The organism is Psychrobacter phenylpyruvicus DSM 7000 = NBRC 102152 (assembly GCF_000685805.1).
In the GTDB taxonomy this organism is placed as follows: domain Bacteria; phylum Pseudomonadota; class Gammaproteobacteria; order Pseudomonadales; family Moraxellaceae; genus Psychrobacter; species Psychrobacter phenylpyruvicus.
In genome coordinates this window covers 35,781-49,010 of sequence record NZ_JMKP01000001.1, presented here as the reverse complement: position 1 = coordinate 49,010, position 13,230 = coordinate 35,781, and the positions used below count along the sequence as shown (strand labels likewise).

The window sequence follows — 13,230 nt, the reverse complement described above, 5'->3', positions numbered from 1 at the left end:
AAATTAGATGCATTTAAGCGGTTAGCGATCTCCTAAGGTTAATAAATCAAACATCAAACTTTCATATTGCTTTATTAATATGAGCGAAGGCACTGCCTTGATTGTGATATCTGAATCGGCAATCCAAAAGCAGGTATCACAATACATAAGGCTTCAACTCAAGCTTAGATTAACAAAGGATAAAGCATGTCTGTTAACCGTCGTGATTTTTTGAAGTTGTCCACTGTTGCAGGGGCGACCGCCATCAGTTCACCGTCCGTATTTGCCATTGGTAAAGATCGTCCTTTAATGCCTTACGGGGTTCAATCTGGGGATATTATGAATGGTAGAGGCATCGTATGGAGTCGGACCAATCGCCCAGCCCGTATGATAGTAGAGTGGTCAACTACCCCCAAATTTGAGAATGTAAAGCGAGTAATGGGGCCAGCAGCATTACCAGAGAACGACTTTACCACGACTGTCGATTTACAAAATCTACCCGCCGGGCAACACATCTTTTATCGAGTCAGTTATCGAGATTTAGCCAGTGTTAACAATGAAAGCCATGCCGTATTAGGTCATTTTAAAACTGCGCCGAACTCAAAGCAGGACATTCGCTTTCAGTGGTCAGGTGATACTGTGGGGCAAGGTTGGGGCATAAATGAAGATATCGGCGGCATGACAATCTATCAGACAATGGCAAAAAGCCGTCCAGACTTCTTTATCCATAGTGGCGATAATATCTATGCTGATGGCCCCATCCAAAGCAAGGTTGAATTAGCGGATGGGAGTGTCTGGCGTAACGTAGTGACAGAAGCAAAAAGTAAAGTGGCTGAAACTCTAGATGAGTATCGCGGCAATTATACCTATAACTTGATGGACAAAAATGTGCGCCACTTTAACTCTCAAGTTCCTATTATCTCGCAGTGGGACGATCACGAAACCGTAAATAACTGGTACCCAAATGAAATATTAGAAAACGATGATCGTTACACAGTAAAAAGTGTGGCGTTATTGGCGGCCCGTGCCAAAAAGGCCTTTATGGAGTATATGCCGATGCGACGCTCGGTAGATGAAAGTGAGCGTATTTATCGTAAGATTCCTTATGGACCCTCATTGGATGTCTTTGTAGTGGATATGAGGAGTTACCGCGGTGATAACTCACCCAATCGTCAAGCTAAGCCCAGTGCCGAAACTGCTTATATGGGGCGTGAGCAAATCGCCTGGCTAAAACAAGGTCTTAAAGACTCAAAGGCTACATGGAAAGTGATAGCGGCTGATATGCCTATCGGACTTATAGTCAGAGATGGGGAGAATTTTGAAAACTCATCGAATGGTGATGGCCCTGTGTTAGGTCGTGAGCATGAGATCGCAGATTTATTGAGTTTTATTAAGCACAATAATGTTAATAATACGGTGTGGCTGACAGCCGATGTGCATTATACGGCCGCCCATTATTACAACCCTGATAAGGCACAATTTAAAGACTTTAATGGTTTTTGGGAGTTTGTTTCAGGGCCATTAAATGCCGGCACATTTGGCCCCAATGAGCTGGATAATACTTTCGGTCCTGAGCTTAGATATGTCAAAGCTCCTAAAGAGGGCGAGTCAAATTTACCACCGAGTGCGGGCATGCAGTTCTATGGTGAGGTAGAAATTGACGGCAGAACTGAGGCGATGAAAGTGATGCTAAAAGATATGTTTGGCCGTACGTTATTTACCCAAAACCTTGATCCCGTAGTTTAATTATTTGTCAGAGCTGTGGGAGTATAAGCGTTATTTCAACCTGATGATTTAATTTAATAAAAATCAATATGACTCAGCACATGAGTCTGGATGACATAGGCACAGAGGTAAGCGCTGGGCCACGCGAAGACAAAGGCCAACTTCCACGAGCTTAGCAGATGGTCAAAGAAAAGATCGGTATAGCCTTCTTTGACCAATATTAGCGCTGCTGAGATAATTAAAGACATGAGTAGCGCCATAAGTCCGGTGAAGATTAGGCGATAAAACTTAATACTCATGCGTATTTTTGCGGGCTTGCGAGCTGTTTTAGTTGACTTTGTCATGGGGCTCTCCCTACAGCGGATTAACTTTGGGCGTTAATTAGGACAATCGCTTTTATGGTAGATTACTCTGAATACTACGCATTATATAACCGTTATTTTAAATACCTGAATTAACTAGATTAGATTGATTCAACTCAAGTCAAATCAAATCTATAGAGGCTACGCAGTCGCCTATGCTGATCTATTGCGTGCTTTCCTCTATCCTCTAACCTCTATGTAATTAACCTCACCGATGCTTTGCCGATTTATAACAGTAATACTAATTAAAAGTGGTACTATTAACCTAATAATTTAATAACTTATTTTACCAAGAGGCAATAATGACATTATTAAAAAAAGGGCTTGCGGCAGTGTTGGCTTTGTCCGTCATCGGCTGTACCACGCCAAACTCGGTAACAGTCGCCACTACCCAAAAGCTAGTACAGTACGAACGCAACAAGGCTGACTTAGCGATTAAATCTCATAAGTTGTCGACAGGTGAGACGTTGGTTTATGCAGAAAATGAAAACACCTCGGGTGAGCCGTTGTTATTGATTCACGGTTTTGGGGCTAATAAAGACAACTTTATCTTTATCGCGAAAGAGTTTAAAGACTATCACGTGATTATCCCTGATTTGCTAGGCTTTGGTGAGTCTGACAAACCTATGGATGCAGATTATCAAGCTAAAGCGCAAGCTGAGCGTTTGCATGAGTTGATGCAAGCCAAAGGTATGGCATCCAACCTACATGTCGGTGGTAACTCAATGGGGGGAACGATCAGTACCGCCTATGCAAGCTTGTATCCAGAAGAAGTTAAAAGCTTATGGTTAATCGACACAGGGGGATTTTTGTCAGTGGGTCTAGCCGATGCTCTGCAAAGTGGTACATTGGATGACAACCCATTATTGGTAAAAGACTATGAAGATTTTGAAAACATGATGCAGTTGGTCATGAATAAACCCCCTTATCTTCCAAAAACATTTAAAGCGATAATGGCACAAGAAAGAATAGACAACCAACAATTAGAGGCCAAAATATTAAAACAAATCGTTGTCGATAGTATGGAAGACGAGGCTAAGATTATCGCGGAACATAACATACCGACCTTAGTCGTATGGGGCGAAAAAGACCAAGTCATTAAACCCGAGACGGCTGATTACATAGCGAAGCTGATCCCACAAGCCAAGGTTATTATGATGCCAGAGATAGGGCATGCGCCGATGGTAGAAGCTGTGAAACAGACAGCCGATGACTATAAAGCCTTTCGAGAGTCGCTAAAGCAAAAGCCAAAGCAGTAATGAAATAAGGCGCATTAAAAGGTAGATTAAGGCTAACAGAAGCGGGTTTCTGTTAGCCTTTTTTGTTTGAGCATACAACGGTTAGATTTTAAGCGGTTAGATTTTAAGCGGTTTAGTCTTAAGACAGTTATCTATCAGTTATTTGCCCTGCAACTATTTAGCTTTCAGCCGTTAACCTTTGTAGCAAAGATTCAGCTGGCTCTTGTCGTACTTGGTTGACCCCTTGCCCTGCCCATAACGATAGATATTCACTATTGCCTTGTTTGCCAGCAGCAGCCCGCATCGGTTTGGTCATGGCATTTAATTGTGGATAGGCGGGTAGGGTATCGTTGTCATATTCTGCATACTTGGTTAGATAGTCGTTGACCAAGCCTCGCGCTTGTTTACCCGAAAATAGACGAGTTAAACGGGTTAGATTACTGCGCTCACCACGGGATACTTTTAATAGCTCAGCTTTGTAAGCAGGGTTGATACCACTCTCAAACGTGGTTAAAAAGGCGGTACCAAGCTGCGCCAATTGAGCACCAGCACTTTGTATCGCTCGAATGTCTTGAGCGTTCATAATCCCACCAGCAGCGATTAAAGGTATCTCAGTAACGGCTTTGGTCTGGCTGATTAAGGTCAATAAGCCGAGCGGATCTTGCTCACTTTGAGGCAACCAACCGCCTCTATGTCCTCCTGCCTCATATCCTTGGACACATACCGCATCGGCGCCGATATCGGCCCAAGCTTTGGCTTCCAGCGGGTGGTTAGCAGTACCGATAACTTTAGTCCCTACTGCCTGTAGTGCCTGTATTTGCTCAGCGCTGATAATACCAAAAGTAAAACTTGCTACCGGTACTGGGTTATCTAACAGCACTTGTAACTGTTGTTTAAAGGACTGAGCCGGCTTATCGGGTAATAGTAGCTCAATACCTTGCTCATCATAATATTGCTGTAACCAATCAGGAACTGGCGTATCGAGGGTGCTGGACTGTTGCTCACTCAGCACCATAAGGTTTACCGCAAAGGCTTTATTGGTTAAAGCTTTGACTTGATTGATTTGTTGATTCAGGGTATCGGGCGCGGTCATACCTGCCCCAAGACTACCTAATCCGCCGAAGTTACTGACTGCTGCGATTAGTTCAGGAGTGGTTGCTCCGCCAGCCATTGGTGCTTGTACTATTGGGCAGGTTAGATTTAGGGTTTTAAGTAGGGTCATGGTGGTGTCCTTTTTATTGTTTTTTAGCTCTTTGTTTGAATCTCTGGGTGAACCACATGACTTACTTTATCAAATAATAGAGGCGGACTTATGTAATGGGGACTATTTAGTTGTTGAATGGGGTAGTTGATTAGGCTGGTTTGGGTATAGACCCTAATATAAAAGGTAGGGGAAGGCGAGCGATGCTTTGTGTGAATAAATTTATAATAAAACTAAGTGTCGGTAATTAATATACAATCATAGAGGATAAAGAAAAGCATTTACTGTGTATCCAAAATACTAGCAACAACGCGCATTAAACCAGTTGGATTAAGCCATGCCACTCAAGAAATTCATGCTAGTTTTTATACCGTATATAGCATTCTATATTGGTTATCTCATCTATGAGGTCACCATTGGCAATAACGTGGATGTCAAAGACTGGTGGCCCTTAGCACTAACCTTCATATTGCTTTTTCATTTTGTGGTCACCGTAGTCTATTGCGTCATTGATAAACTTTATCCGTCGTCTTATCGATATACGGTTATATATGGCTTATTACTTGCCTTACCTTTGGCGATAAGTCTGCTGATTAACGAAGTTTTTTATCCGATTGATTGGTATGCGGTCAATACAGGACAGGTTGAATTGACTGCGCTACAAGCGCTATTTAACAGTGATTTATTGATGCAGATTATGACAGGATTGATTTTATTGAGTCATTTTTTATTTAGGTATTCGCAGCGTTTGAAAAGTGGTCGATAGGATATAGTAAGGATGGAGTTAACATGATTTTTAGTTCAAAAATTGATTTATGGATGCATATAGTCTTCATCGGCACTACGCTTGTTATCACCTCCCTGCCTTATATGTATTACAAGACCAAGAAAGATGTTTCCTTAATTCAAAGTCTATTGGTGATGTTGTTGCCAATGCTGTTTAGCCTGCTGATGCTATTGCCCAGTTATTTATATACTTATTACCAGGTTGATGACCATCAGCTGTTGGTTAAGAGTGGCTTATTTTCATGGAAGATACCCTTATCTGAGATAGAAAGTATCGAGCCGACACATAGCTTTTTGTCAGCGCCAGCTTTATCTCTTGATCGATTGGCTATTCACTATAGTGATGGCAAACGTGTTGTTGTTTCGCCTAAGGATAAACAGGGGTTTATGGAGGCTATCTATCAGCGTGAAGTTGATAATAAATAGTGTGTTTTAACTAATTGTTTTTTAATAATAAATCCTTTACTTGTTCCATAAACTTTTGGTAAGCCTTCCAGTCTGACTATAGATACCTACTTGATCGATAAAGGCTTCGAAGTCGCTGTTTTCTTCAACAATACGATTGACTGACAACCAATCGATATTGGTTCTTTCTCTAGCAGGGATTAAGATTTGACTATCAAACAAAGATTGCTGGTTTAGTAGTAAAACGCCGACGCCATGTAGCCCCGATAGCATTTGCAATTCGGCTTCTACAGCAGAGTCTAAGTTTGCAGTCACTAAGTAAGCGAAGTTTGCCCAACTTGAGTTGGAGACAGCCTGGAAAAAGCTTTTGCGGACATTGCTTCTATTTAAGGTCTTTTTTACCTCGAAAGACCAAAGCCTAAATACCGCATCATTACTCCCTCGAACACAAGCTCGGACAACATCACTCCACCCTTTATCCAGAGTCTCTAATGCAACAATATCAGGATGTAGCCAGTGATTACCCCCTGAGCCGCGCATATTTCTAGATTTACGTTCATCGATTCTACGACAGTTCAGTCCCAAATCTTCTGACAAATAGGAGATGAGCAAAGGATACAAATCATGTTCGGTAAAAGAAGCTAAATTAGAAGGTAGGTTTTCAATAGGTTCGTCGAGATCATCAGACTCTTCCTCAACCATAAAGTGAGGTTGTTCAGGTATCGCTTGCCAATAATACTTTCTAGGTCTGGGTTTATCTTGAGTGGCTACATTAGGGCACAAACGTTTTGCTGTTTCGGTTCGCTCACCGCCAATCTCTGCCGCAAGCTGCACGATGAGGTCCTCTAAGGTTTTATAACGAGGGTTATTTCTCTTTTCCTCTAAGTCTTCAGGGTAGCGCTCGATGAACAGTTCCGCTAGCTCCCTTGCGGTAAATCTTTGGTCTGGATGATCCCGTAAAGTTTCTATTATCATCTGTACACGAGTGGTCATATTATCTTCCTAGTAATGAATCCATAATAGAGTCTATCCACTTATGTTAGCAGAAATTTGTATTTGAGCCATTAAAGACGCTTTGCTTCACGTGCAACCCAGTAAGTAAGATAAATTATATAAATTAGGTTGTAATAAGTTTGAAGTAATTAATAATACGGATGCTAAAAGAATGGTTAATTTATAAAAACTCATAAAAAAAGAGCTATCAAATAAATGATAGCTCTTTTTTAGTTAAGACAATGATACCCCAATCAAGAACGACGAGGAACAACCTCCCGCTCCTCTGAACGCTCCCAAGAAGTAGTGGGAGTAATATCACGACACGACGCACTACAGCTTCCTTGAGCACGGTAGCCTTCAGTGATTTGAGCAGCCTCTTTGGGAGGTAAAACCTTACCTTTGCGCCAGCCACCCTGTAGATACAGCCCTACACCCATTACAGCGGTCGCCACCATGCCCGCTGGAAATGATAGCCAAAGGGCATCGGCACCAAGCTTTGAATAAAACCCGAACGCAAAGCCTAGACGCACCGGATACATAGAGATTACCATAACCATTAAGGGCCAAATCACATAGCCATTTGCCCGCATGGTGCCAAATAGTACCTGTGCTACCCCGAAGAATAAGAAACCCCATGTCGCCATAAGCTGAATATGAGTACCAATAGCTACTGCTGGACTGTCGCTACCAAGGAACAGGCCTAAGGCAGCTTCATCAAAAATGGTTAGAACCCCAATTAGTAATCCGGTCAATATCACATTAAAGATAAGCCCCCAGCGGGTGATCGCTGACACTCTATCCCACTGGTTGGCTCCGATATTCTGGGCCACCATCGCACTGGCTGCAGCACTTAACGCCATAGCTGGCATCTGCACGTAGGTCCAAAGCTGCTGGGTCGCGCTATAAGCGGCTGTGGTCTGGACCCCTTCACGGTTAATTAGCGATAGCATGGTCAAAGCTGCTGAGGAGATGACCACCATTTGTAGTCCCATCGGCAATCCTTTAGAGAACATGGAGGAGAGGATTTTTTTATCGGGTCGTAAAAAGTGCAGCTCTGATTTATTGAGGGTTAAGATAGACCGACGCAGATATAAAGTGATGCCCATGCCAATAAGTGCCACAGTGTTGGCCATCGCTGTTGCAAAGGCTGAGCCAAAGATTCCCCACTCCGGGAAAGGTCCTACCCCAGTAATAAGCATCGGTGTCAAAACCAAATCTATCGCCACCGACAAGGCTATGAACCAAAGCGGAGTCGTAGAGTCGCCCGTTCCGCGCAGGGCCATTGTCATCAAAGTAAAAGTGAGGGTAACTGGCATTGCCAGAAAAATCATGCGCAAATAAGTCAAAGCCAGGTCAAAAGCACTTGTTGGTGTGCCTAAAAGCTCGAGCAACAGCGGTGACGACACCCAGCCCACGGCAGCCAATAACACGGTTATGGGAATGATACTGCCTAACGCGGTTCCTATGGTTCTTTTAACCATAGTATGATCACGTTGTCCCATGGCTTGACCAATCAAAATGGTAGATGCCATACCGAAACCAAAAACGAAAGAGATCAGTATAAACATTAGAATGTTACCATTCGCGGTTGCCGCAAGCGCTTCTTCACCCAAGAATCGACCTACCCAAACGGCATTAATCGAACCGTTTAACGACTGCAGTATCGACGATCCAAGGGTGGGTAGGGCAAATAAGAGCATTGTTTTGGCAATCGACCCTTCGGTCAGGTCACGTTGTTTGCCAGTAGAAGCTGTATCACTCAATGTTTTTCCTCTCGTATCTTTTAGGGGCTAATTGATTCAAAAAGCCTATCATAGACGATAAAGCTTGTAGCGTCTTTATTAGAGCTGTAATCATAGCTACCAACTAAACGGTTTGGGATACAATGGATAATATGTCGGTAATAATACTCAGGGATACGCAGTAGGATTAACTAAAACTATATCAATAAAAAGAGAGCTTACCGGTTTGGGTAAGCTCTCTTTTTTGACAGCAAAAGTATAGGGGCATCATTATTTTGCTACTACTTAATCAGCCTTTTTAAGCGTGGCACTCGAGATATCACTAAAAAGTCGAGTAAGGCAATGGCAACGATGGCAATGATAGCTGTAGGGAAAATCACAGCTACTATTAACAATATTATCACCAAGCCCCATGGGATATTGCCTTTAGCCGGCGGTGGGTTTAAACCTACTTTGCGGGATGAATTAGCGTTAAGTTTACTTGGACGGCGCTGCCACCACATAACATAACCGCTAATACAAATTGCGATAACAGATAAGCAAAATAAAACATTAGCCAATAAGCTCCACAGCCCCAAAGTACCCATATGTAAAGCAATACTCACGGCCATAAACTTACCGAAAGCGTTGTAATCTGCATAGTGAATATCAGCCAAAACATTGCCCGAATAACGGTCTATATGCAGGGTGCGATCTGCGGTCGGACTGGGCATATCATAACTCATAGAGTCTTGGCTAAGTGTCCAAACCCCGGTCTCATCCTGCGGCACATTAAGCTGATAACGTCCCTGAAATCCACTTTCACGAGCGAATTTATCCACTGTATCAATAGTTATAGGAGAAGAGGGACTAATACCCTTGTCGCCTAATGTCGAACCTGATGTAGGCATGGGTGTTAATTCGAGAATCCAAGGCACTTCGTTAACACTGCCACTATTTAAGGCTTCACCATGTGTCGGTGCAATCACCGAGGTTGGCATGGGCCCATTGCCCCATTTACCAGCAGGAAACTGACTCCAGGCTTGCACGATTTTACCACCCCAAATACCGGCCCAAGCCATTCCTGACACACAAAATAGCAGTAATAAAATTGACAACCAGGTGCCTAACGTTGCGTGTAAGGTGACAAAGACTGAGCGTTTATTGGCTTGTTTGCTACTTGGAATCAGCATAGATTTGATTGACTTACGTCTGTACCACCACAGGTAGCAGCCGGTCAATATCAGTAATACAGTCAAAGAAGCCGCGGTTTCTAACAGATAATCGCCTGTTTTTCCCAGCAGTAAATCTGCATGAATATTATTAAAAGTGTGGTAGAGATTGCTATTACTCGGAGCGCTTGTTATTACCTCAGCAGTATAGGGATCGACAGCGACCATATACTCATTATCTGCAGAGCCAACTCTGAACAATGCGACGTTATCCTCACTTTTAGGGGCAATGTATTGCTTGAGCGTGCTATCTGGCAGGGTAGCCAGTGCGCTTTGAGCCTGAACCGATATAGGGGTGGCTGAGCTTTGTTTGGAGACCGTTAGCAGCTCATTATTAGGCCCCACGGTATTTGCTATAAATAACATGCCTAAGGCCGATAATGACAATATGATAAGCAAAGGAGCGATCAATATTCCGGCATAAAAATGCCAACGCCAAATGATTGAGTATTTATTATTATTTATACGATTTTTATCTGATTTATTGTTATTGCCAGTACTGTTTGAAGCAATGTGAGTTTGATTTGACCTATTATTTGCATAGCCCATAGGCAGTTACTCCGATATTCTGCATCATATATAAAAGCTGCTAACTAAAAGTTAGCGTAGCAGAGCGGGCGCTTATTCTACACCTCACAAGCCTATTTTTATCACTTGGATTTAAATTCTCTTCTTTTAGAACAATGCTGTTTGATGATGATCATTCAACAGGATTTATTTGACATCCCTCTTTGATATTCATCTATGACATCCTTGTTCGATATCCATAACTGATATCAAAGCTATCCAGTTGATAAAGCTTAAATAGAGAGGGTCAACTTATAGGCATAAAAATAGGGCTCACATTATATGAACCCTATTGCTGAATTGGTTTTAAGCAGTTTGTGCTTTTAAAAGCTTACATTTTAGGTGGCCAAGGACGATCAGAGTCACTCTCAATCCATTCTGCCACATAGCCTGTGGGCGGCATTTCCCAGTCAGACTTACCCAATGCCTCAAGTACCTTTTGGGTTTCGACTACGCGTCCCCCTTTAGTAATACCGGTACGCAATAAAACGGTAGAGCAAGGTTTACCCTTAACCCACATAGACTGCTCCACATAAATCCAGCGCTCATCAATAGCGGCAATACGGGTCTTAATAGTGACCAGATCGAAGGCACGGATGCGCTTACGGTATTGAATAGTACTGCCGGCGACTACTAGGCCCCAACGGTTTTTGAGTAGTTTTTCACCCAGTCCAGAACGAATGGCAAAATCGGTGCGGCCGAAGTCATATAGGGTTAACACACGACCATTATTCATCTCAAAGAAGTTGTCGATATCGGTTAAGCTACAGCGGAATGTCATCTCTGCGGTATCGGTCAGATCAACCGTATCGCCTTTTTTATGAGCAGAAATCGCTTTGACAATAGACTTGGTATAACGATAAAAAGGGTACATTTCACAGTCTCACAAATTAGATTAGACCATCGATTATGCTGAAAATAGTTTTTATTGCAAAGCAGCAGACGTGCCTAGACCGTCACAGAAAGGCTACGGTTACTCAATTGATTGGCCTTATGACTGGTTTGCTATACCAATAAATTTAAAATAGTTCACTACAGTTTCAGGAATCCAATTAATGTCGAACTTCTTTTGATCTGCCAGATAGCGTAGATAACCAATATGACCACCATGATCGGTGTCGATGAGAGTCACCGACTTGGAGACATCTTCTTTGGTGGCAGTGAAACCAATAAAGGGATCGTCCATGGCACTGATTAATAGCAGCGGTTTTGCCACATCGATTAGATAGGGCAGGGCAGAAGCACGGCGATAATAATCGTTATTTGAGCGGTAGCCATGGCGGGGAGCTGTAAAAATGTGGTCAAAGTCACTGATACGATCGACCTTTTTTATGGCCTCAATTTCTTCATCACTAATTTCATTTTTTAATGCTTTTTTGATAATGGGATTCAGCAAGTAAGGGGTATAAATCTTTTGACCTAAGAAGCTTTGCATGTTCATTGCTGCTGACGACATGTCCACCGGAGAGGAGATGGCCACAGCGCCTTTACAACATACCTCTGTAGCATATTCGCCCATATATTTTGCCAAAGCATTGCCGCCAAGCGATACGCCAACGGTATAGATGTTTTCATATTTTTGGTTTAGCGTTTGTAGCATGTGGTGTACCTCATCGGTATCCCCTGCGTTATAAAATACACGGCCGCTGGCCGGAATTCCGCCACAGCTACGGAAGTGAGCCACCACGAAGTGCCAGCCTTGAGCATGGATTTGATGCGCCAAAGCACGGGCATAGTGGCTGTCACTGCTGCCCTCCATACCATGAAACAGCACTACCAACGGGGTTTGTTCCAGTTGCCCCTGACTGTTGTCTAGCGGATGCGCATCATAGAAGTCATAAGCCACATCGCTTTCATCTAGTGAATCGCGAATAATTTCACGTCTATAAGTCGGTGCTTTTGGGGCAAAAAACTTGGGCAAAATGGTTTGTAGATGGGGATTGGTTAGCCAAAAAGGGGGATTGAAAGGGGTAGGCGTAAAGCTGGCCCCTTCGGTGTTATTTGTGCTGACTTTAGTCTGAGAGTTGGCTTTATTGGTAGTGTTTGAGCTAATTTCAGGGGAGTCAAAGCCAGCTTTTGATTTAGGGGTTAGTTTTTGTTTTAACTGAGACAGCATAAGGAGGCACTCTGAATATTGTTAGGATTAACGTTGTTAGATTAATGCCCTTATGATGGACTCAAAGTAAACAAAAACCAACTATTTTCAGTGAACGGTTGGTTACTGAGATTTGTTGTATTATGCTAATCCTCATTGGTTTCCTTTTCTGGTTCGTCAAGCACCCTGCCGTCCATTCCCAATCTTTCTTTGAGAGTTTCTATTTCAGCTTCAGGCAGGTTAACGGTTAGGGTCACCGCCTTACTGTAAGTAACCTCGCCAATCTCACCGCCCATGTCTTCCACCACATAACGCACTTGTGATTCGTTGGCAAAATCAGCTTCAATCTGCACTTGAGCCATTGGCACATAAGGAGTCAGTACCATTTCATCTACCGCCGCTTGTGCAGAGCCAGCGTAAGCTCTGGTTAAGCCGCCAGCTCCTAATTTAATGCCGCCAAAGTAACGGACTACGATCACAATAACGTTACCGATACTTTTGTGCTGCAACACATTTAAGATAGGGCGCCCTGCAGTGCCATTGGGTTCACCGTCATCATCAAAGCCGGCACTGGTAGTGTTATTGGGGTCACCAATAATATAGGCCCAACAGTGGTGACGCGCATCAGGGTACTTTTCACGCAACTGTTCCACGTGAAACATAGCTTTTTCACGGCTGTGTACCGGATAGGCATAAGTGATAAATTCTGACTTCTTGATGTCAAGTCGGGTAGTAACAGGGGCGGCTAAAGTTTGATAAGTCATAAAGGCTAACTCTTATTAAAAGAGACTGGTATTAAAAGGGAGCGGAATAAAAAGTATGGGATTAAAAAAAGTCATCAATTTTACAGACAGTGGGTGTGGTAAACTGGTCACCATACAATCTACATCTGTAGTAACACAAAAATATTTATAACCCGGTAC

At 43.0% G+C, this 13,230-nt stretch carries 12 protein-coding genes; 4 read left to right on the top strand and 8 right to left on the bottom strand.

Annotated features, from left to right (window positions below; translation table 11 throughout):
• The first annotated feature begins 186 nt into the window (after positions 1–186).
• Positions 187–1,725 (top strand): alkaline phosphatase D family protein, encoded by a 1,539-nt coding sequence (locus tag G561_RS0100235; RefSeq protein WP_028857741.1) that lies wholly within the window; start codon positions 187–189, stop codon positions 1,723–1,725.
• A 53-nt stretch (positions 1,726–1,778) separates the two neighbouring features.
• Here the strand turns inward: G561_RS0100235 and G561_RS0100230 are convergent, their stop codons facing one another.
• Positions 1,779–2,048 carry a DUF2798 domain-containing protein gene (locus G561_RS0100230; protein WP_028857740.1) on the bottom strand — a complete coding sequence of 90 codons (270 nt, stop codon included), beginning with the start codon at positions 2,046–2,048 and terminating at the stop codon, positions 1,779–1,781.
• Positions 2,049–2,368: 320 nt separating this feature from the next.
• On the opposite strand from G561_RS0100230, the gene G561_RS0100225 reads away from it, so the two are divergent.
• Positions 2,369–3,325 carry an alpha/beta fold hydrolase gene (locus G561_RS0100225; RefSeq protein WP_028857739.1) on the top strand — a complete coding sequence of 319 codons (957 nt, stop codon included), beginning with the start codon at positions 2,369–2,371 and terminating at the stop codon, positions 3,323–3,325.
• Positions 3,326–3,482: 157 nt separating this feature from the next.
• On the opposite strand, the gene G561_RS0100220 is transcribed toward G561_RS0100225, so the two are convergent.
• Entirely contained in the window at positions 3,483–4,526 is a 1,044-nt protein-coding gene (locus tag G561_RS0100220; protein WP_028857738.1) for an NAD(P)H-dependent flavin oxidoreductase, read from the bottom strand.
• 316 nt (positions 4,527–4,842) lie between these two features.
• On the opposite strand from G561_RS0100220, the gene G561_RS0100215 reads away from it, so the two are divergent.
• The gene (locus G561_RS0100215; protein ID WP_028857737.1) at positions 4,843–5,271 is read left to right on the top strand and encodes a hypothetical protein; all 429 of its coding nucleotides are present in this window, start codon (positions 4,843–4,845) and stop codon (positions 5,269–5,271) included.
• Between the two features lie 23 nt (positions 5,272–5,294).
• Complete coding sequence (locus tag G561_RS0100210; protein WP_028857736.1) at positions 5,295–5,717, top strand: PH domain-containing protein; 423 nt, start codon at positions 5,295–5,297, stop codon at positions 5,715–5,717.
• Between the two features lie 36 nt (positions 5,718–5,753).
• Here G561_RS0100210 and G561_RS0100205 read toward each other — a convergent pair whose 3' ends face one another.
• From G561_RS0100205 to G561_RS0100180, 6 genes are all read right to left on the bottom strand, one after another.
• Positions 5,754–6,689, bottom strand: coding sequence for a COG2958 family protein (locus G561_RS0100205; RefSeq protein WP_028857735.1), 936 nt, complete (start codon positions 6,687–6,689; stop codon positions 5,754–5,756).
• 254 nt (positions 6,690–6,943) lie between these two features.
• Positions 6,944–8,455, bottom strand: a complete 1,512-nt coding sequence (locus G561_RS0100200; protein WP_028857734.1) for an MATE family efflux transporter — start codon at positions 8,453–8,455, stop codon at positions 6,944–6,946.
• A gap of 260 nt (positions 8,456–8,715) precedes the next feature.
• Positions 8,716–10,194 (bottom strand): PepSY-associated TM helix domain-containing protein, encoded by a 1,479-nt coding sequence (locus G561_RS0100195; RefSeq protein ID WP_081794324.1) that lies wholly within the window; start codon positions 10,192–10,194, stop codon positions 8,716–8,718.
• Between the two features lie 349 nt (positions 10,195–10,543).
• Positions 10,544–11,086, bottom strand: coding sequence for an acyl-CoA thioesterase (locus tag G561_RS0100190; RefSeq protein WP_028857732.1), 543 nt, complete (start codon positions 11,084–11,086; stop codon positions 10,544–10,546).
• 117 nt (positions 11,087–11,203) lie between these two features.
• Positions 11,204–12,328, bottom strand: a complete 1,125-nt coding sequence (locus G561_RS13645; protein ID WP_037031420.1) for a YheT family hydrolase — start codon at positions 12,326–12,328, stop codon at positions 11,204–11,206.
• Between the two features lie 125 nt (positions 12,329–12,453).
• Positions 12,454–13,071: a YigZ family protein gene (locus G561_RS0100180; RefSeq protein WP_028857731.1), complete on the bottom strand. Its 618-nt coding sequence runs from the start codon at positions 13,069–13,071 to the stop codon at positions 12,454–12,456.
• Positions 13,072–13,230 lie beyond the last annotated feature (159 nt).